Source organism: Solwaraspora sp. WMMB762 (genome assembly GCF_049179115.1).
Lineage (GTDB): Bacteria > Actinomycetota > Actinomycetes > Mycobacteriales > Micromonosporaceae > Micromonospora_E.
The window spans coordinates 1,511,269-1,531,103 of the sequence record NZ_JBMHMD010000001.1 but is presented as its reverse complement, the minus strand read 5'-3'; the positions used below and the strand labels follow the sequence as shown (position 1 = coordinate 1,531,103).

18 protein-coding genes are annotated in these 19,835 nt (G+C 71.9%); 10 read left to right on the top strand and 8 right to left on the bottom strand.

Translation table 11 applies throughout. From position 1 onward, the window contains the following. Positions 1-177 precede the first annotated feature (177 nt). The 6 genes from ACN27J_RS06845 to ACN27J_RS06820 are packed head-to-tail and all read left to right on the top strand — an operon-like array spanning position 178 to position 6,631. Positions 178-1,815 carry an ABC transporter substrate-binding protein gene (locus ACN27J_RS06845; RefSeq protein ID WP_421364601.1) on the top strand — a complete coding sequence of 546 codons (1,638 nt, stop codon included), beginning with the start codon at positions 178-180 and terminating at the stop codon, positions 1,813-1,815. Continuing rightward, entirely contained in the window at positions 1,812-2,666 is an 855-nt protein-coding gene (locus ACN27J_RS06840; RefSeq protein ID WP_421364599.1) for an SDR family NAD(P)-dependent oxidoreductase, read from the top strand. The genes ACN27J_RS06845 and ACN27J_RS06840 overlap by 4 nt, the downstream gene beginning before the upstream one ends. A gap of 28 nt (positions 2,667-2,694) precedes the next feature. After that, complete coding sequence (locus ACN27J_RS06835) at positions 2,695-3,651, top strand: ABC transporter permease (RefSeq protein ID WP_278169628.1); 957 nt, start codon at positions 2,695-2,697, stop codon at positions 3,649-3,651. Continuing rightward, positions 3,644-4,519: an ABC transporter permease gene (locus ACN27J_RS06830; protein WP_421364597.1), complete on the top strand. Its 876-nt coding sequence runs from the start codon at positions 3,644-3,646 to the stop codon at positions 4,517-4,519. The genes ACN27J_RS06835 and ACN27J_RS06830 overlap by 8 nt, the downstream gene beginning before the upstream one ends. Before the next feature lie 52 nt (positions 4,520-4,571). Beyond that, positions 4,572-5,375: an SDR family NAD(P)-dependent oxidoreductase gene (locus tag ACN27J_RS06825; protein WP_421364596.1), complete on the top strand. Its 804-nt coding sequence runs from the start codon at positions 4,572-4,574 to the stop codon at positions 5,373-5,375. A 29-nt stretch (positions 5,376-5,404) separates the two neighbouring features. Next, positions 5,405-6,631, top strand: coding sequence for a PLP-dependent aminotransferase family protein (locus ACN27J_RS06820; RefSeq protein ID WP_421364594.1), 1,227 nt, complete (start codon positions 5,405-5,407; stop codon positions 6,629-6,631). Between the two features lie 62 nt (positions 6,632-6,693). On the opposite strand, the gene ACN27J_RS06815 is transcribed toward ACN27J_RS06820, so the two are convergent. Then, complete coding sequence (locus tag ACN27J_RS06815; RefSeq protein WP_421364592.1) at positions 6,694-7,155, bottom strand: nuclear transport factor 2 family protein; 462 nt, start codon at positions 7,153-7,155, stop codon at positions 6,694-6,696. A 68-nt stretch (positions 7,156-7,223) separates the two neighbouring features. On the opposite strand from ACN27J_RS06815, the gene ACN27J_RS06810 reads away from it, so the two are divergent. Beyond that, positions 7,224-7,691, top strand: coding sequence for a nuclear transport factor 2 family protein (locus tag ACN27J_RS06810; RefSeq protein WP_421364590.1), 468 nt, complete (start codon positions 7,224-7,226; stop codon positions 7,689-7,691). Positions 7,692-7,699: 8 nt separating this feature from the next. On the opposite strand, the gene ACN27J_RS06805 is transcribed toward ACN27J_RS06810, so the two are convergent. Both ACN27J_RS06805 and ACN27J_RS06800 read right to left on the bottom strand, forming a co-directional pair. Further along, entirely contained in the window at positions 7,700-8,725 is a 1,026-nt protein-coding gene (locus tag ACN27J_RS06805) for an ABC transporter ATP-binding protein (protein WP_278169622.1), read from the bottom strand. After that, entirely contained in the window at positions 8,725-9,822 is a 1,098-nt protein-coding gene (locus tag ACN27J_RS06800; protein ID WP_421364589.1) for an ABC transporter ATP-binding protein, read from the bottom strand. The genes ACN27J_RS06805 and ACN27J_RS06800 overlap by 1 nt, the downstream gene beginning before the upstream one ends. A 69-nt stretch (positions 9,823-9,891) precedes the next feature. Between ACN27J_RS06800 and ACN27J_RS06795 the strand changes: the two genes are divergently transcribed. The 3 genes from ACN27J_RS06795 to ACN27J_RS06785 all read left to right on the top strand — a co-directional run bounded on the left by ACN27J_RS06795 (position 9,892) and on the right by ACN27J_RS06785 (position 13,543). Further along, positions 9,892-10,455, top strand: a complete 564-nt coding sequence (locus tag ACN27J_RS06795) for a nuclear transport factor 2 family protein (RefSeq protein ID WP_421364587.1) — start codon at positions 9,892-9,894, stop codon at positions 10,453-10,455. A gap of 4 nt (positions 10,456-10,459) precedes the next feature. After that, positions 10,460-11,221 carry an SDR family NAD(P)-dependent oxidoreductase gene (locus ACN27J_RS06790; protein WP_421364586.1) on the top strand — a complete coding sequence of 254 codons (762 nt, stop codon included), beginning with the start codon at positions 10,460-10,462 and terminating at the stop codon, positions 11,219-11,221. A gap of 120 nt (positions 11,222-11,341) precedes the next feature. Next, positions 11,342-13,543, top strand: coding sequence for a putative bifunctional diguanylate cyclase/phosphodiesterase (locus tag ACN27J_RS06785; protein ID WP_421364585.1), 2,202 nt, complete (start codon positions 11,342-11,344; stop codon positions 13,541-13,543). Positions 13,544-13,582: 39 nt separating this feature from the next. Here ACN27J_RS06785 and ACN27J_RS06780 read toward each other — a convergent pair whose 3' ends face one another. Genes ACN27J_RS06780 through ACN27J_RS06760 form a run of 5 tightly spaced genes read right to left on the bottom strand, consistent with a single transcriptional unit; the run spans position 13,583 to position 19,800 of the window. Then, complete coding sequence (locus ACN27J_RS06780; RefSeq protein ID WP_421364583.1) at positions 13,583-14,584, bottom strand: ABC transporter substrate-binding protein; 1,002 nt, start codon at positions 14,582-14,584, stop codon at positions 13,583-13,585. Positions 14,585-14,618: 34 nt separating this feature from the next. Next, positions 14,619-15,371: an SDR family NAD(P)-dependent oxidoreductase gene (locus ACN27J_RS06775; RefSeq protein WP_421364581.1), complete on the bottom strand. Its 753-nt coding sequence runs from the start codon at positions 15,369-15,371 to the stop codon at positions 14,619-14,621. After that, positions 15,364-16,992 (bottom strand): phytoene desaturase family protein, encoded by a 1,629-nt coding sequence (locus tag ACN27J_RS06770; protein ID WP_421364580.1) that lies wholly within the window; start codon positions 16,990-16,992, stop codon positions 15,364-15,366. Before ACN27J_RS06770 ends, ACN27J_RS06775 begins: the two co-directional genes overlap by 8 nt. Beyond that, entirely contained in the window at positions 16,979-18,466 is a 1,488-nt protein-coding gene (locus tag ACN27J_RS06765) for an aldehyde dehydrogenase family protein (RefSeq protein ID WP_421364579.1), read from the bottom strand. Before ACN27J_RS06765 ends, ACN27J_RS06770 begins: the two co-directional genes overlap by 14 nt. Beyond that, positions 18,463-19,800 carry an FAD-dependent monooxygenase gene (locus ACN27J_RS06760; protein ID WP_421364577.1) on the bottom strand — a complete coding sequence of 446 codons (1,338 nt, stop codon included), beginning with the start codon at positions 19,798-19,800 and terminating at the stop codon, positions 18,463-18,465. The genes ACN27J_RS06765 and ACN27J_RS06760 overlap by 4 nt, the downstream gene beginning before the upstream one ends. Between the last annotated feature and the right edge of the window lie 35 nt (positions 19,801-19,835).

The following is a 19,835-nucleotide window of genomic DNA, read 5'->3' as shown; positions in this document are numbered from 1 at the left end:
CGCCAGCATAGCAGAGTCAATCAAGCGCTTGGTGCGACGGGTGTCGGTGCCGGGCTGGTCGCCCCAGATCGAGCTCGGGTAACAATCTCCAAGCGAGCGCTTGATTGGTGGCCGGTACGCAGCTAGTTTACATGGCATTCACAAAGCCTCGGGCTTCACGGCTACCAGGAGAAGCAGATGGCAACTGGTCGGAAATACAAGTGGAACGGGGCGCCCGCCCGCGTCGCGGTGGCCGGGCTGCTGCTCGCCACCGTCGCCGCCTGCGGCGACGACAACGAAACCAACGAGACCGGCGGCACAATCACCATGGCCACCTGGTCCGCCACCCAGTCACTCGACCCGGTCCAGGTGGCCGGCACCGGCAACTCCGGCGGCGCGGAGCTCGCGGCGCTCTACGACACGATCATGCGGTACGACCCGGCCAGCGGCGCCTTCGAGCCGCAGACCGCCGAGTCGCTGACCCCCAATGACGACTTCACCCAGTGGACCCTCACCCTGCGGTCCGGGATCACCTTCAGCGACGGCGCGCCGTACGACTCGGCGGCCGTCGTGGCGAACATGCAACGGCACACCGAGGCACGGTCCAACGCCAGTTCGCTGGTCGCGCCGATCACCGACTACGCCACCCCCGACGACCTGACGGTGGTGTTCACCCTCGCCTTCCCGTGGAACAACTTCCCGTTCGCCCTCGCCGGGACCCCCGGCATGGTGGTCAACCCGGCGGCGGTGGCCGCCCAGGGCGACGCGTTCGGCACCAACCCGCAGGGCGCCGGTGCCGGGCCGTTCGTCTTCGACGAGTTCCGGCCCGACGAGTCGCTGACCCTCACCCGCAACCCCGACTACTGGGGCGGCGACGTCCCGCTGGACGGGGTGCGGTTCATCCACGCCGGTGACGGGCCGCAGACCTACGAGGCGTTCCGCGCGGGCAGCGTCGACCTGGCATTCCTGCGTGACGCCGGGGCGATCGCGGACGCCGAGGCGGACGGTGCCGAGGGCATCCGGGTCCAGTACTCCGCCAACGACACCCTGATCATGAACAACGGGTTCCCGATCACCTGCCAGGAAGGCGAGCCGGCACCGCGGTGCGAGGGCCAGCCGGACGGCACCGAACTGGAGTCCACCGCACCCACCGCCGACAAGCGGGTCCGGCAGGCGGTGGCCGCCGCCATCGACCTGGAGACGCTCAAACAGCGGGTGTACGGCGGCGCCGGCTTCATGTCCAGCGCCCTGATCTCCGAAGAGTCCCGCTGGTACGACGGTGTCGAAGGACCGGCCTACGACATCGAGCGGGCCCGCGACCTGGTCGAGCAGGCCAAGGCCGACGGCTGGGACGGGCGCATCCGGGTCAGCTGCCACACCGGCCTGCCGACCTGGGGGACCGCCGTGCAGGGCATGCTGGAGGCGGCCGGTATGCAGGTCGACCTCACCGACCAGCAGGAGATTGCCGCGAACACCTCGGCGGTCATCGTGCGCAAGGACTTCGACCTGGCCTGCTTCGGCTCGTCGATCTCCGACGCCGAGCCGTTCTTCGCCCTCAACCGCGACTTCAACTCGACCTACGTCACCACCGGCGGTGGCAACTTCTCCGGCTACGTCAACCCCAGCGTCGACGAGGCGATCGCCGCCGGCCGGGCCGCCGGCAGCGAGGCCGAGGTCAAGGCCGCGATCAGCACCATCGCCCGGGCGTACGCCGAGGACGTGCCGTTCCTCGCGCTGACCGCGCAGCCGGAGGTCGTGCTGATCTCCGACGAGGTCGGCGACGTGCTGCAGAGCGTCAACACCGTGGTGCTGCTCGGTCGGGCGACGCGGGGATGACCGGACGATCCGCGACCGACGCCGCTGACCCGTCGGCGCGGGTCACCGGGCGGGGTGGTGCCGGCAGCGCCGGTACCACCCCGGCACCCCCGGTGGCCCTGATCACCGCGGCCGCCCACGGAATCGGGGCGGCCACCGCACGGTCGTTCGCCGAGGCCGGACACCGGCTGGTGCTGGCCGACGTCGACGCGGCCGGGCTGGCAGCGACCGCCGCCGACCTGGCCGGCGCCGACCGGGCTGGCGCCGACCGGGCTGGCGCCGACCGGGTGACGACCGTGGTCGCCGACGCGACCACCGAGGCCGGCGCCGCCGCGGCGGTCGACGCGGCCACCACCCGGTACGGGCGGCTGGACGCGCTGATCAACGTGGTGGGCGGCAGCCGGCCCGGCCGTACCGTGATCGACATCGACCTCGCCGAGTGGGACCGCTGGCTGGCACTCAACCTCACCTCGGTCTACCTGATGTGCCGGGCCGCGCTGCCGCAGCTGACAGCGGTCGGCGGGGCCATCGTCAACGTCTCGTCCGGGGCCGGACTGCGCGGCATGCGGGCCAACCCGGCGTACTGCGCCGCCAAGGCCGGGGTGGTCGGACTGACCCGGGCGCTGGCCATCGACCACGGTCCCGCCGGGGTCCGGGTCAACTGCGTCGCACCCGGACCGGTCCGTACCCCGTTGATGGAGCGCAACCGCAGCGCCGCCGAGATCGACGCGATGGGCCGGATCGCGGTCCTCGGCCGGATCGGCGACCCTGCCGAGATCGCCGCGGCGATCCGATGGCTGGCCAGCGACGCGGCGTCGTACCTGACCGGCCAGACCATCGAGGTCGACGGCGGCCCGGCCCCGCTGGTGTGACCCGGCGACGACGAGAGGAGGAGCACTGATGTTACGGACGGTGGCCGTCAAACTGGCCCTGCTCGTCCCGGTGCTGTTCCTGGTCAGCGTGGGCACGTTCGTCCTGCTTCAGCTGGGGCCGGGCGACCCCGCCGCGCAGGTGCTCGGCAACACCGGTACGCCTGCCGACTACCAGCGGATCCGGACCGAGATGGGGCTGGACCAGCCGCCCGTGCAGCGCTACCTCGAATGGCTCGGTGGCGTACTGCGTGGCGACCTCGGCCAGAACCTGGTCCCGCCGATCGAGAACGTCTCCGACCGGCTGCTGCGGGCGTTCCCGGTGAACCTGCAGCTCGCCGCGATGGCCATCGTGCTGGCCCTGCTGATCGCCGTCCCGTTGGCGATGTGGTCGGCGTACCGGGCCGGTGGGCTGGTCGACCGGTGGATCTCGGCCGGCACCATCGGCGTCATCTCGGTCCCGCCGTTCCTGGTCGGCCTGCTCCTGCTGCTGGTGTTCGCCATCCACCTGGACTGGTTCCCACTCGGACAGTGGTCCCGGCCGTCCGACGACGGTCTGGGCCAGAACCTGTGGCACGCCTTCCTGCCCGCGCTCACCCTGGCGTTGGCCGAGGCCCCGGTCTTCGCCCGGCTGCTGCGCGGCGACCTGGTCGCCACCCTGCAGGAGGACTTCATCCTGGCCGCGAAGGCCAAGGGCATGCCCGGCTGGCACATCATGCTCCGGGAGGCGCTGCGCCCCTCGTCGTTCTCGCTGATCACCCTGGCCGGGGTGAGCGCCGGCCGGCTGCTCGGCGGCACCATCATCGTCGAGGCGGTCTTCGTGCTGCCCGGGGTGGGCAACGTGATCATCAACGCCGCGCAGAGCAACGACTACAAGCTGGTGCAGGGCGGTGTCCTGCTGATCGCGGTCATCTACCTGCTGCTGAACCTCACCGTCGACGTGCTGTACGGCTATCTGGACCCACGGATCCGGAGGCGGCATGCCTGAGCCCAGCCGTACCCGACGCCGTCGGATCGACCTCGCCTTCTGGTTCAGCCTCGGCTGGCTGGTCGTCCTCACCGGTTGCGCCCTGCTCGCCGACCTGCTGCCGCTGGGCAACGCCGACGACACCACCCAGACGATCGGGATCGCCGGCTACGCCCGACCCGACCTGTTCTCGGCCAACCCGCTGGGCACCAACGGCTTCGGTCTCGACCTGCTGGCCCGGTCCATCTACGGAGCCCGGGTGAGCCTGCTGACCGTCGGCTGCACCGTACTGGTCAGCCTGCTGATCGGCGGTGCGGTCGGTATGGTCGCCGGCTACTTCCGTGGCTGGGTGGACGTGGTGATCGGAGTCTTCGCCGACGCCGCCCTGGTGATTCCCGCCCTCGTCCTGCTGATCGCCTTCGCCGCGGTGCTCGGCCCGCCCCGGACCGTGCCGGAGGCGGTACTCAAGAGCGGTCTGGCCCTGGCCGTGGTCGGCATCCCGACGATGATCCGGCTGGCCCGGGCCAACACGCTGCTGTTCGCCCAACGGGAGTTCGTCACCGCCAGCCGGGCGATGGGCGCCCGGCACACCCGGATCCTGATCCGCGAACTGCTGCCCAACGTGGCACTGCCGCTGGTCTCCTACGCCTTCATCGTCGCCGCCGTGCTGATCGTCGCGGAAGGATCGCTGGCCTTCCTCGGCCTCGGGCTGCAGCAGCCCGCCCCGTCCTGGGGAAACATGATCGCCGAGGGTGGCCTGCGGGAGCTGCGCCGGCACCCGCACGTGCCGCTGATCCCCGGTGTGTTCATGTTCCTCACCGTCTTCAGCCTGAACATCGTCGGGGAACGTGCCCGGGCCCGCTGGGATCCCCGGGACTTGCAGGTCTGACGACAACGTCCGGGACCTGGCCGCCCTCGACCCGAGCAGCAGGAGGTACGTCATGCGGATGGACGAGTCGGCGTTCCGGCTGGACGGCCGGGTGGCCACGGTCACCGGCGCCGGCAGCGGAATCGGCCAGGCGGTCGCGCAGACCCTTGCCCGGGTCGGCGCGGCGGTGGTGGTCGCCGACATCGACGGCGAGCGCGGCGCGGCGACCGTCGCGGCGATCACCGACGCCGGCGGTCGGGCCAGCTTCCAGCATACCGATGTCAGCCGTCGGGCCGACCTGGACGCCCTGGCCGCCGCCGCCGTCGACCGGTACGGCGGCCTCGACGTCGCGTGCAACATCGCCGGTGTGCCGTCGCTGGTCCGTGAGCTGACCGAGGTCACCGGGGCGGACCTCGACGCCGAGTTCGCGATCAGCGTCAAGGGCGTGCTGTACGGCTGCCAGGCCGCCGCCGCAGTGATGACCCGCCAGGGCCACGGAGCCATCGTGAACATCTCGTCGACCGCCGCCGACCTGCCCGCCGCCGGCTACGGGCTGTACCACCTCGGCAAACTCGCCGTCGTCGGGATGACCCGGACCCTCGCCCTGGAGCTCGGCCCGAAAGGGGTCCGGGTCAACGCGATCGCGCCCGGCGCCACGCTGACCAATTTCAGTGCCCGCAACTTCACCGCCGCCGACGGCACCGTCGACGAGGAGCGGCGCAGCCAGTGGCTGGCCGGCATGGCGGCCCGCTCGCCGCTGAACATCGTCGGTGAGCCGCAGGACCAGGCACTGCTGGTGCTCTACCTGGTCTCCGACGCCGCCCGGTTCGTCACCGGGCAGCTGATTCGGGCCAACGGCGGATGGTCGATGGGGTGACGCCGACCAGCGTCAACGGAAGGAATGCGATGACGTCCCGACCCGAGTTCGCCGCCCGTACCGCCGGGATGCGTCCGTCGAGGCTGCGGGAGCTGGTCGCGGCGGCGGCCCGGCCGTCCGCCGGTGACGTATCCGGGCCGACGCTGCTGTCGCTCGGCGGCGGGCTGCCGCCGGCCGAGGCGTTCCCGGCGCGGGCGGTCGCCGAGGCGGCCGAGCGGGCGCTGGCCGGCGCCGCCGGCGCCGCCCTGCAGTACTCGGCCACCGAGGGCGACCCGGACCTGCTCGACCTGGTCGGCGCCGACCTGGCCGGCCGGCTGCGGCTGCCCGACCCGACCGGGCGGTTGCTGGTCACCACCGGTTCGCAACAGGCGCTCGACCTGATCGGCAAGGTGCTGCTGGACCCCGGTGACGTGGCGGTGGTCGAGTCGCCGGCCTACGTCGGGGCGCTGCGGGCGTTGGCCGGCTACCAGCCGAGGATCGTCGAGGTGCCGGTCGACGACGACGGGATGGACACCGCGCTGCTGGCCGGGCGGCTACGGGCCGGGTTACGGCCGAAGCTGTGCTACCTGGTGCCGAACTTCTCCAACCCGAGCGGACGCACCCTCACCGCGCGACGGCGTACCCGACTGGCGCAGCTCGCGGCCCGGTACGGCTTCCTCATCGTCGAGGACGACCCGTACGGCCAGCTGCGGTTCGCCGGAGCGGACCTGCCGCCGGTCGCCGCCGACGCCGCCGAGCAGGTGGTCTACCTCGGCAGCTTCTCCAAGCTGGTGGCACCCGGGCTGCGGGTCGGCTACCTGGCCGCACCGAGGTGGCTGCACCGGGCGCTAACGGTGGCCAAACAGGCGACCGACCTGAACTCCGCCGCGTTGAGCCAACGGCTGCTCGTCGAGCTGCTGGCCGATCCGGACTGGTTCGCCGGGCACCTGGCCGGGCTGCGGGACCTGTACCGGGTGCGGGCCGAAGCCCTGACCGGGGCGGTGGCCGACCAGCTGGCCGGTCGGCTGGCCACCCAGATGCCGGACGGCGGGATGTTTGTCTGGGCCAGCGTCCAGACCCCGGGGATCGACGCGTTGGCCCTGGCCCGCGCCGCGATGCGCCGGGCCGTCTCGGTGGTCCCGGGTAACGAGTTCTCACTGGCCGACGGCTATCCCCGGCACCTGCGCCTGTCGTTCAGCATGCTGGGCCCGGCGGGTCTGGTGGCTGCGGTCGACCGCCTCGGGGACGCTTTCGACGACCTGACGGCGTCCGGGTGAGCCCGGCGATGCCGGACCCACCCGGATCTGTCCGCACCCCCGGATCTGCCTGCGACGACCGGTCAGTCGGCCGGCTGGGCGGCGGTGGTGAACCGGGGCACCGGCCAGGTGGTCGGCGAGCTGGTGCTCCAGAGCACCTGGTGCACCCGTTCACTGATCCGCCAGCCGTCGCCGGTGCGGATCAGCCGGTCGGCGTAGTGCAGTCCTCGGTGCACCACCTCGTGCCCGTCCGGCACCGGCCGGACCAGGTGGGCCACCGTGTACGAGCTGGCGACCGCCGAGTCGCCGTCGACCTCGATGGTGGCCGAGCCGACCACGTGCTGGCTGGCGGCCAGTCGGGCCAGCGGCGCCATGTGCGCGACGATGTGGCGCACCCCGCGCGGCAACCGCTTGCCGGAGTACTCGGCCTGGGCGTCGTCGGTGAAGCAGCCGCCGACCGCCTCGAACTCACGCCGGTCGCAGCACTGCGCGTACCGGTTCAGCAATTCGACGATGGCCGCTCGGTCATCGGCGTATCCGGGCATCATGCACACCTTTCGATTGGGTGCCGCTGTTACGCGACACCGTCGACTCAAGAACGGGAGATCGGGTCATGGAAACGCTGACCGCCGACCGGCTGGCCATCGCCGACGTGGTGAACCGGTACTTCATGGCGATCGACAGCCGGGACTGGGACCGGCTGCGTGGCTGCTTCACCGACGACGTGGAGGGAATCTACGAAGGAGTACGGGTAGCCGGCGGGATCGACCGGATCATGGCGTTCTTCACCGGCCAGTCGCCGGTCCGGTTCCCCCTGGAGATCGTCGACCTGCGGGCGTCGATGCACTTCATCGGCAACCACTTCGCCGAGGTGACCGGCGACCGTGCGGTGGCGCAGACCTACGCCCAGGCCCACCTGATCGACCGGCCGGCCACCGGCCCCCGGATGCGCACCCGGGGTCTGCGCTACCTCGACGAACTGGTCCGGGTCGACGGCCGCTGGCTGATCAGCCGTCGGGAACACGTGCTGGACTGGATGCGCCACGACGAGCTGCTCGTGGCGCCGGCCGCCGCGGACTGACCCGGCCCTCACGGCCGCGACCGGCCGGCGGTGGGTCCGTCGGCCGGCGCGTCCTGCGGGAAGTGGCAGGCGACGTACTGGTCCGGGCCGGTCTGGCGCAGCTGCGGCTCGGTGCGGGCGCAGACATCCGCCGCGCGTGGGCACCGGGTTCGGAACCGGCAGCCGCTCGGCGGGTCGAGCGCCGACGGCAGTTCACCGCTGGTGCGGGCCGGTGCCGGGGAGCCGTCGTCCAGCTCCGGGATCGAGCGCAGCAGCAGCGCCGTGTACGGGTGGGCGGGACGGGCGAACAGCACGTCCGGCGATGCGACCTCGCAGATCTTACCCAGGTACATCACCACGATTCGGTCGCTGACCCGCTTCACCACCGCCAGATCGTGGGCGACGAACAGCAGCGTCAGGCCGTACCGCTGTTTCATCTCCTCCAGCAGGTTGAGGATCTGGGCCTGCACCGAGACGTCCAGCGCGCTGACCGGTTCGTCGCAGAGCACCACGGCCGGTTCCAGCACCAGCGCGCGGGCGATGCAGACCCGCTGGCACTGCCCGCCGGAGAGCTCGTGCGGTCGTCGGTCGCCGACCAGCCGGGGGTCCAGCCCGACGGCGTCGAGGACCTCGTCCACCCGCCGACGGGCGGCGGGACCGCCCTCGCGGTGCCAGATCCGCAGACCTTCGGCGACGATGTCCCGGACGGTACGGCGGGGGTTGAGCGACGAGATCGGGTCCTGGAAGATCATCTGGAGTCGGGTGCGGGTGCGCCGCAGCCGCTCGCCGCGCAGCGCCGTCAACTCGGTGCCGTCGAACCGGACCGATCCACTGGTCGGCGGGGGCAGCTGCAGGATCGCCCGGCCGGTGGTGGACTTTCCGCAGCCCGACTCACCGACCAGGCCGACGGTCTCCCGGACCCGGGCGTCGAGGCTGATCCCGGAGACCGCCTGCACGCTGCGTCCCCGGCCGGCCGGGAACCGTACGGTCAGGTCCTCGACCCGCAGCACCACGTCGTCGGTGTCGCGCAGGTGCGCCTTGCCGGTGCCGGCCATCAGTTCACCGCCCCGTCGAGGGTGGACCGGTCGGTGCGGACCGGTGTGAGGTCCAGTCCGGCCCCGGTCCGGCCGTCGGCGAGGTTCTCGGCGAGCGCGCGGTCGCCGGCCTCGGTGCCGACCGGGTAGAAGCAGGCGTACCGGTGCCCGGGCTTGTCGGCCAGCGCCGGGTCCTCCTGCTGGCACCGGGGCCGGGCCTGCCGGCAGCGGGGGGCGAAGCGGCAGCCGGGCGGTGGGTGCACCAGGTCGGGGGCGCCGCCGGCGATCACCTCCAGCGGAGTGTGGCTGGGCTGGTCGATCCGGGGGGTCGAGCGCAGCAGGGCCGTCGTGTACGGGTGCCGGGTGTGCCGGAACAGCTCGGCGGTCGGACCGATCTCGGCTACCCGGCCGGCGTACATGACCATGGTCCGGTCGGTGCGGCCGGACACCACGGCCAGGTCGTGACTGATCAGGATCATCGCCATCCGCAGCTCGGTACGCAGCCGGGCGAGCAGGTCGAGGATCTCCTTCTGCACGGTCACGTCCAGCGCGGTGGTCGGCTCGTCGGCGATGAGCAGCTTGGGCGAGCAGGACAGCGCGATGCCGATCATGACGCGTTGCCGCATGCCGCCGGAGAGTTCGTGCGGGTACTGGCTCAACCGTCGGACCGGCTCGCTGATGCCGACCTCGGCGAGTAGTTCGGCGGCACGGGTGTCGGCGGCCCGTCTGCTGAGCCCGAGGTGGTGACGCATCGGCTCGGTGAGTTGCCGACCGATGGTGCGGACCGGGTTGAGCGATGTCATCGGATCCTGGAACACCATGGCCACCTCCGCGCCCCAGAAGTGTCGGGCGGCGGCGCCTCGTCGGTCGCGTACCTCCTGGCCCTCGAACAGGATCCGACTTTCCGCCGCGACCTGCGCCTGCCGGGGCAGGATGTTCATGACGGTGCGGACCAGCACCGATTTGCCGGATCCGGATTCGCCGACGACGCCGAGCGCCTCGCTGGGCGCGAGGGTGAAGGAGACCCCGTCGACGGCGCGCAGCACACCCCGCGGCGTCGAGAAGCTCGTGGCGAGGTTCTCGACGGCGAGCAACGGAGCCGGTTCATCGGATTGCACGTTGCCAGCCTAACAAGCGCTTGGTACTTTGAGCGAGACCCCGTTACCTGCCTGAAACGTGGAGACCCGATGACTGACGACGAACTCGACGAACTGATCGCCGTGGTCCAACTGCCCGAGCGGACCCCGGAGACGGTCGAGCAGCGGGTGGCCCTCGCCGAGGACCACCGCCGGATCGCCGACCTGGTGATGCTCTACGGCTGGCTGTGCGACCGGCGCCGCTGGGACGACCTGCTGGAGTACTACACCGAGGACTTCGAGCGGCAGTTGCGCGGCACCCTGAACGAGACCGTCAAGGGCAAGGAGAAGCTCCGCGAGCTGTACTTCCGCCCGGTCCTGCCCCGCTCCGGTGACGCCGACGGGCCACCGTCCGCCGACGTGATCAACTCCTACGAACTGCGTCACCTCATCCACCCTCCGGTGATCCGGGTCGCCGATGACGGCCGGACCGCCTCGGTCGCCGCCGTGTACAGCCTCGTCGCGACCAGCGGCGACGGCCCGCAGTTTCGCCGGGGCGAGCACGAAGGTGCCTACCTGTTCGGCATGCGACGTGAGTCCGACGTCGGCTGGCGCTTCGCCACCATGGTCGTGATCAGCGAAAACGCCCGCAACCCCCTGTTCCAGAAAGGCTGAAGCGATGCCCGGGAGATTCACCGGAAAGGTTGCTCTGGTCACCGGCGCCGGCCGGGGGATCGGCCGGGCCACCGCGCTGCGGTTCGCCGCCGAATCAGCGACGGTCGTCGTCAACGACATCAATCCCGACGGCATCGCCGAGACCCGGGCGGCCGCCGCCGACCTGCCCGGCCGCGCGGTCGCCGGCCGGGCCGACATCACCTCGGCCGACCAGGTGACCGACCTGGTCGCCGAGGTGGCCGACCGGTACGGCCCGGTCGACATCCTGGTCAACAACGCCGGTGGAGCACTGCCCGGCGCCGCCTGGGCGGCGGTGGCCGACGCCAGCATCGAGGACTGGAGCGGATTCCTCGCGTTGAACCTCACCTCGGCGTTCCTCTGCGCCCGGGCCGTACTGCCCGGCATGCTGGCCGCCGGGCGCGGGCACATCGTCGGCATCGGCTCGATCTCCGGCACCAACGGCCAGGTCAACGGTGCGGCCTACGCCGCCGCCAAGGCCGGAATGGGTGCCCTGGTCGCCTCGATCGCCAAGGAGTACGGGTCCCGCGGGATCTCGTCGAACGGGATCGTCGTCGGCAACGCGCCGTTTCCCAACCGGACCCCGGACCGCCAGCAGCATCTCGACCGGGCGGTGCACCTGGGCCGGGTCGGCGGGTACGACGAGTTCGCGGCGGCCATCGCTTTTTTGTGCTCGGAGGACTCGTCGTACCTGTCCGGGGCGATGATCCCGGTCGATGGCGGATTCCACCGGTCCAACTTGTTGTGACGAACTGGTCGCTAACACCGGCAGCCCGGCCTGCGGTATCCACCAAACAGTCCACCAGGGACACCGAACGCTGGAGTGTCGGCCCCCCAGGCCATGATCGCAGGCCGTAGTCTGGCGGACATGGCCTCTGGACGCCGCCGGCAGTGGTCGACCGCGCTGCGCTCCTGGGTGAAGGTCGGGGCGAACCAGCCGTTACTGCCGGTGGTGCGCCGGGCCTTCCTGGCGTTCCTGCTGGCCTGCCTGGCCACTGTGATTCCACAGTGGCTGATCTCGCCGGTGGTCGAGCCGAGCCGGTCCTGGCCGGTGCTACCCGCCGTCGCCGTCCTGGCGGTGCTCGCCGTGCGGCTGTACCGTCGGGAACGACCGACGATCGCCCACGATCTGGTGGCCGCCGCCGCTGTCGGTGTGGTGATCTGGGCGGTCGGGGCGCTGCCGGCGGGTGGGGTGCTGTTCGTCGGCACCGCGCTGCGCGCGCTCTACGGTGGGCTGCCCGCGGCGTTGCTCTCGGTCGGGTTCACCCTCGCTGCGATGACCACCGGCGTGCTCGCCGCTGGCGGCACCCTGGCTGAGGTGCAGCTCGGCCAGTACGGACCCGGCCTGCTGCTGTCGTCGTTGGCGCTGCGCCTGGTGCTGCTCGCGGTCCGCCGGTTCGAGACCGGTACGGCGGCCCGGTTCGAGGCGGTCGTCCGGTCGTCGCGCGACGTGATCGTGCTGACCGACCGGGACACCACGGTCAGCTACCTGAGCCCGGCGGCGGCGGACGTGTTCCGGCTCGCCGACGGGCTGCCCGGTGACCGGCTGCTGTCCTGGATCGTCCCGCCGGACCGGCCGGCGGCCGACGCCTGGCTCGCCCGGCTGCTCGGCGACTCCGGTGCGGCGGCGACCCTGCAGTGCCGGGTCGCGGCCCCGGACGCCGACCAACCCGCCACGGTCGAGATCAGCGGGCAGAACCTGCTGCACGATCCGAACGTACGCGGGCTGTTGTTCGCCGTCCGTGACGTGACCGAGCGGGTACGGCTCACCGAACGGCTGCGCCATCAGGCGTACCACGATCCGTTGACCGGACTGGCCAACCGGGCCCTGCTGCGGGAACGGTTGGCCGCAGAGCTCGGCACCACCATCGACGTCGCACTGTTGCTGCTCGACATCGATTCGTTCAAGGTGGTCAACGACGCTCTCGGCCACCAGGCGGGTGACGACCTGCTGGTCGAGGTCGCCGGCCTGCTGCGGCACCGGCTGCCGGACTCCGACCTGCTGGCCGGGCTCGGCGGTGACGAGTTCGCGGTGCTGCTGACCGCCGAGCGGGCCGCCGCCCGCGACACCGAGCGGATCGCCGACGACCTGTTGGCGGTCTTCGACCGGCCGATCGAGGTGGCCGGCCACCTGCGGCTGGTCTCCGCCCGGGTCGGTATCGCGGTCAGCGACGGTGACGCCGACGCCGACCGGCTGATGCGCGAGGCCGACATCGCGCTGCGGATCGCCAAGGCCGCCCCACGGGCCCGCCGGGTGCGGTACCGCACGGAGCTGCACCAGCCGGCGGTCGACCGGCTACGCCTGCAGGTCGAGGCGCAGGACGCGCTGCCGCGGCGCGAGTTCGTGCTGCACTACCAGCCGATCCACACGCTGTCCGACGGTGCGGTACGCGGAGTGGAGGCGCTGGTCCGGTGGCGTCACCCGCAGCGCGGCATGGTCCGGCCGGACCAGTTCATCCCGCTGGTCGAGGGCAGTGGTCTGATCGTCCCCCTCGGCCGCTGGATTCTCCACGAGGCCTGTGTCACCGGTGCCGGATGGCAGCGACTCAGCGGGCGACCGCTGCAGATCAACGTCAATGTCAGCGTGCGCCAGTTCATGCTGGGCGACGTGGTCGCGGACGTGCTGGCCGCGTTGGAACGCTCCGGTCTGCCGCCGGCCACGCTGACCTTGGAGATGACCGAGAGCGTCCTGGCCACCGAGCACGACGCGATCGAGTCGCAGCTGTCCGCGCTGCGTCGACTCGGCGTGCGGATCGCCCTGGACGACTTCGGCACCGGATTCAGCTCCCTCGGCCACCTGCACCGGTATCCGATCGACGAGTTGAAGATCGACAAGATGTTCGTGGGCCGGATCGGCGCCGAGGATCCGACCTGCCTGCCGGTGGTCCAGGCCATCCTGGCGATGAGCCGAGGGCTGCGGCTCAGCACGGTGGCCGAGGGGATCGAGAACGACGACCAGCGGGCCGAGCTGACCGCGATGGGCTGCGAGTTCGGGCAGGGGTTCGGCCTGTCCCGGCCGGTGGAGGAGCCGGCCCTGCGGGCCCTGCTGCGCCGGTCCGCCGTGTCCTAGCCGGTCCGGACTGAGACCAGCGGGTGTCGGGTGTCGGGTTCAGACCAGGGTGTCGGCGAGGGTCTCCGGGGCGAACAGCTCCGCCGGGTCCAGCCGCCGCCGGGCCAGGCCCTGCTCGTGCGAGTAGCGCAGAAACGTCTCCAGCACCGTCCGGTTGGGTTCGACGCCGTACGGCCAGAAGTCGTCGCCCAGCAGCGCCGCCGCCTCCTCGGCGGCCGGCACCACCCACGGCAGGCTGACCTTCAACGCGGTCACCTCCCGCAGTTCGGTGTAGACCTGGTCCTTAGCCTCGGTGAACGCGTCCAGCAGCGCCCGGGCCAGCCACCGGTGCCGCTGGTAGACGTCGCGGCGCAGCACCACCGTATGCATGATCGGGAAGATGCCGGTGGCCCGCAGGTACGTCCGTTCGGCGGCGGCCGGGTCGGCGAACAGCCGCCGGACCCGGTCCGGGCCGGCGGCCGGGTCGAACGACCGGGGTGCCCGCGCGGTGTACAGGGCGTCGATCGCGCCGGTGCGCAGCAGCCCGTCAAGGGTCTCGTCCGCCCCGATCGGCCGTACGTCGAACCGGTCCGGCAGGTCCAGCCGCAGCTTCTCCTGCCGGCCGGCGTGGTGCAGCCCGCCGGTGCGGTAGCTGACCGCGTCGACCGGCAGCCCGTGGTGTTCGGCCAGGATGCCGCGAATCCACACGGCGGCGGTCATCTGGTACTCCGGGATCCCGACGGTGCGACCGGCCAGCTCGGCCGGGTCGCGGACCGTAGACGACGGCGCCAGGTAGATCGAGCCGTGCCGGAACACCCGCGACGGGAAGACCGGGATCGCCACGAACGGCGGCTCGTCGGCGAACAGCGACAGCACGTACGACGACAGGGACATCTCCGCGACGTCGAACTCCTGCCAGCGCAGCATCCGGAAGAAGGTCTCCTCCGGCGACAGCGGAAGGTAGGTCAGGTCCACGCCGGTCGGCCGTACGGTGCCCTCCCGCAACGCCCGGGTGCGGTCGTAGTCCCAGCAGGCCAGGCTGATCGGCAGCCGGTGCGCCATGGTGCCTCCAATCCTCGCGACGGTCTGAACTTTCTCAGTGGAACGCCGCGCCGCCGTCGACGTTGACCGTCTGCCCGGTGATGAAGTCGCTGTCCGGCCCGGCGAGGAAGGCGACCACGCCGACCAGGTCGGCCGGCACCTGCCGCCGTTTGATCGCCTGGCCTGCGACGATCGCCGCCTCCTGCTCCGGGGTGACGGTGGCCCGCGGGATCTCGGTACGGGTGGCACCCGGGGTGACCGCGTTGACCCGTACCCCGGCCGGGCCCAGCTCGGTGGCCAGCGCCCGGGTCATCCCGATCAGCGCCGCCTTGGAGGTCACGTAGTGCAGGTAGTGCGGTCGGCCGATCCACACGGTGGCCGACGAGATGTTGACCACCTTGCCGTAGCCGGCCCGGCGCATCACCGGCGCGACCGCCCGGGTGCACAGGAACGGTCCGCGGACGTTGACCGCCATCACCTGGTCCCACTCGGCCGGGTCGATCTGGTCGAACGGCCGCATCGCCAGGGTGGAGAAGATCGCCGCGTTGTTGACCAGGACGTCGATCCCACCGAACGCGTCGGTGCCGCGCCGGACCATCGCCGCCACGCTGTCCGGGTCGGCGACGTCGACCTCGACGGCGAGCGCGCCGTCGCCGATCTCGGCGGCGACGGCACCGGCCGCCTCGGTGTTGCGGTCGGCCACCACCACCCGCGCCCCGTCGGCCGCCAGCCGGTGCGCGAAGGCCCGGCCGAGCCCTTGTCCGCCGCCGGTGACGATGGCCACCCGGCCGGTCAGCCGGTCAGCCATCGCCGAGCCGGGACAGTTCGGTACGGGCGTCCATCGGCTGCCACCACGGTTCGACACCCAGGTCGCGGGCGATCACCCCGGCGGCGATGTACCCGGCGCCACCGCTGATCGCCCCGTTGGGGTGGCAGGCCGAGCCGGCCAGGTAGAGGTTCGGCAGTGGGGTGCGGTAACCGAAGTGGTTGTGCAGCACCTGGTCGGCGCTGAGCGCCCCCATGAAGATGTCGCCGTGCCGCATGTTGATCAGTTCCTGCGCGTACTCGTACGCGGTGTAGGTGTACGAGCCCAGCACGGTGGCGTCGGTCAGGTTGGGCGCGTACTCCCGCCACCTGTCCATGATCGACGCGGCCATGTCGCCCTGCATCCGGCGCAGGTTCTCGTGGTCGCCGTCGGGTGCCCACGGCACCACATGCCAGGCGTACGCGGTGTGCTTGCCCGGCGGCGCCTGGCTCGGGTCGAGCACGCTCAGCGCCCCGGCACCGAACTGGACGTTGCTCGGCACCCGGCCGTTGTCCACGTCGTCGTGTGCGGCCATCAGGCTGGCGATCGTCTCCGAGCCGATGTTGTACTTCAGCGCCCCGTTCACATGCGGGTCGAAGGCCGCCGAGGTGTACGCCGGGGCCTCGTCGAGCGCCAGGTGCAGGCCGAACAGTGTCCAGCCGGTGTAGTGGAACTTGTCCAGCCGGGCCAGGTAGTCGGCGGGCAGCTGATCGCGGCCGACCAGCGTCTCCAGGGTCTGGTGCAGGTCCAGGGTGCTGGCCACGAACTGCCGGGCCCGCATCGAGCGCCCGTCGGCGAGTTCGATGCCGGTGGCCCGACCGCCCTCGACGACGATCCGCTCGACGTGCGCCTGGTTGACGAAGTGTCCGCCAGCGGCGATGAACTCCTCCATCAGCCCGCGGGCCAGATTCCAACTGCCGCCGGCGCACAGCTCGTAGCCGGTGGTCAGGTCGAAGGCGCGGATCAGCGAGCCGAGCGGGCTGTGCGTGCCGAGCGTCTCGTGCAGCACGGTGCCGAACAGTGACAGCTTGAACAGGAACAGCACCTTGACCCGCTCGTCGGTGAACAGCTCCTCGACCACCTCGCCGGGTTGCCGTCGGGTCAGCTCCAGGAAGTCACGGCCCAACGCGGTACGGCCGAGCAGATCGTCGCGGTCGGCCGGGCTCAGCGGCTCACTGAACCGCTCCCGCAGGAAGATCCGCTGGGTCATCTCCTCCGCCTTGGCGTTCCACTCCCGGAACGTGTCGGCGTCGGCCTTGCTGAACCGGCCGATGCTGGCCAGCGTCTCGTCGAGGTCGCGGGAGAAGACCAGCGCGCTGCCGTCGCGGTGCGGCTGGGCGAACTCGTACCGTGGGGTCAGGTAGCGCACCCGGGCGGACAGCCCCAGGTCACGGAACCATGGCGTCGAGGTGACGCTGAAGTGGTTGATCGAGTGCAAGTTGTGCTGGAATCCGGGCAGGGTGCGTTCCTCGGTGCTCAGCCCGCCGCCGTGGCGCAGCCGCCGTTCGACCAGGAGCACCCGCAGCCCGGCCCGGGCCAGGTAGGTGCCGAGGATCAGGCCGTGCTGGCCGGCCCCGATGATGATGCCGTCGTAGGTGTCGGCCGGGTGGTCAGTGGTCGCCACGGTCGCCTCCTCGTGGGTCGTTCGTCGGTCCCAGGTGGACGGTGACCGACTTGGGCTGGGTGAACGAGTGCAGTTCCTCGACGCTCTCCTCGCTGCCGAGGCCGGAGTCCTTGACCCCGCCGAACGGCAGGCCGGCGAAGTGCCGGGACGCGGTGTTGATCCACACGTAGCCGGCGTCGACCGACCGGGCCCAGCGGTGCGCCCGACCGACGTCGCCGGTCCACACGCTGGCGGTCAGACCGTACGGCGAGTCGTTGACCATCCGCAGCGCCTCCCGTTCGTCGTCGAACGGGGTGACGCAGAGCACCGGCCCGAAGATCTCCTCGCGGGCCAGCGGATTGTCCGGCGGCACGTCGACGAAGACGGTGGGTTCGACGTACGCGCCGGGCCCGTCCGGCAGGCCACCGCCGGTGGCCACGGTCAGCCCGGTGTCGCGACCCTGCCGCAGGAAGCCGGCGATCCGGTCCCGGTGGGCGGCCGAGACCATGGTGCCCATCTCGGTGGCCGGGTCCAGCGGGTCACCGACCCGCACGGTGCGGGTGCCGGCCACTACCCGCTCGACCACCTCGTCGACGAGCGAGCGGTGCACCAGCAGCCGGGAGGTGGAGCCGCAGGACTGCCCGCCGGTCCAGTGGAAGTTCATTCCGGCGACCGCGCCGGCGCTGGCGGCGGCCACGTCGGCGTCGGCCAGGATCACCATCGGGTTCTTGCCGCCCAGCTCCAACGACACCTGTTTGACGCCGTGCGCGGCGGCGGTGCGCAGCACCGCCTGGCCGGTACCGGTGCTGCCGGTGAACGCGATCCGCCGCACCAGTGGGTGGCCGACCAGCGCCGGCCCGACGGTGGCGCCGTCGCCGGTCAGCACCGCCAGCACCCCGGCTGGCAGCAGCTCGGCGACCAGCTCACCGAAACGCAGCGCGGACAGCGGCGTCTGGTCGGGGGCCTTGAGCACCACCGAGTTGCCGGCCAGCAGCGGTGCCGCGACCCGGGAGGCGGCGAACATGACCGGATGGTTGTACGGCACGATCCGGGCGACCACGCCGTACGGCCGTCGGGTGGTGTAGTGCAGATGGTCGTCGCCGCCGGGCAGGGTCCGGCCGCCGAGTTGGTCGGCCCAGTCGGCGAACCGGTCCAGCAGCTCGGCGGCGAGGTCGACATCGGCGGTCATCGCGGTGACCGGGTTGCCGCCGTCGGCGGCGTCGAGGTGACCGAGTTCGGCGCGGTGTGCGCGCAGCACGTCGGCCATCGACCGTAGTACGGCGGCCCGTTGCCGGGGCGGGGTGGCCGCCCACTGCGGTTGTGCGGCGTGTGCCGCCCGTACGGCCCGGTCGACGTCGGCGACGGTGGCGGCGGGTGCCCGGCCGAGCACCACGCCGGTGGCCGGTGACCGGGTCGGGGTCGCCCCGCCGTCGCTGGCCGGGACCAGCCGACCGTCGATCAGCAGACGCCAGTCGCGTCCGGGGTCGGGGATCATCGCGCCTCGTCTCGGCTTGTCGTCGGGGTGGCGGTCGGCGCGTCCGGCACCAGGTTCGCGGTGGGACTCGCGGTGGGACTCGCGGTGGGACTCGCGGTGGGGTTCGCGGTGGGGGAGGAGCCGCGCTGGGCGGCGGTGTGGCCGAAGAGCCAGTCGGTGGACTGGTAGTCGGTGGGGCCACGGTGGGCCAGCGCGTCATCGCGCAGCGCGGCGGCGACGCCGTCGACGTGCCAGATGTCGCCCCAGGTGCGGGCGTTGCGCTGCACCCGGGCGGTGCGGGGGGCCCGTTCGCGGACGAACTCCCGCAGCGCGAGGTGGACCGGCGCGTCGGCTCCGATCGGCCCGGCGGGCAGGTGCCGGGTGACGGCGGCGGCGAGCGCGGCGGCGTCCTCCAGCGCCTGGCAGGCACCCTGGGCCAGGTACTGCAGCATCGGATGGGCGGCGTCGCCGAGCAGGGTGACCCGGCCGCCGTGCACCCAGTCGTCGATCGGCGTCCGGTCGTACATCGGCCACCGCTGGTCGGTCCGGATCGCCTGGACGGCGGTCCGCACGTGCGGGCAGGCCCGGGAGAACGCCTCCTGCAGCTCGGCCGGGCCGCCCCAGTCCGGGTCGCCCTGCCGGTACCGTTCGCTGCGGAACACCGCGACCTGGTTGTAGTAGCTGCCGCCGCGCAGGGCGTACTGCACGAAGTGCATCCCGGGGCCGATGAAGGCGACCACCTCGGACAGGTCGGCGGTCCGGCTGGCCTGTTCGATCGGGATCGCGCCCCGGTAGGCGACGTAGCCGCTGCATTCCGGCTCGTCGTCGCTGACCAGGGCGCGGAACCGGGAGTGCAGGCCGTCGGCGGCGACGACCGCCCGGGCCCGGTGACGCTGCCCGCCGGCGCAGTCGATCTCGACGGCGTCCGGGCCGGGCCGGATCGCGGTCACCTCCCGATCGGGTTCGAGTACCGCGCCGGCCTCGGCGGCCCCGGCGAGCAGCAGGTCGAGCAGGTCACGGCGGTGCGCGACGACGTACGGGGCCAGGTAACGCTCGGTGAACGGCCCGGTGAGGTCGAGCCGGTTCAGTTCCCGCCCGGTGCGGGCGTCGGCGAGGACCAGGTGCCGGGGCGCCAGCCCGGCGGCGATCAACCGGTCGAGCAGGCCCCATTCGCGTAGCAGCCTGGTGGCGTTGGGGGCGAGCTGGATGCCGGCACCGACCTCGCCGAAGGCGGCGGCCCGTTCCAACACCCGGACCTGCCGCCCGGCGCGGGCCAGGGCGAGAGCGGTGCCGAGCCCGCCGATGCCGCCACCGACCACGATGAACTCATCGGTCTGCCCGTCGCTGGCAGTCAACGTGCCTCCTGGTGGGTGTGGGCCGGGCCGGTCTG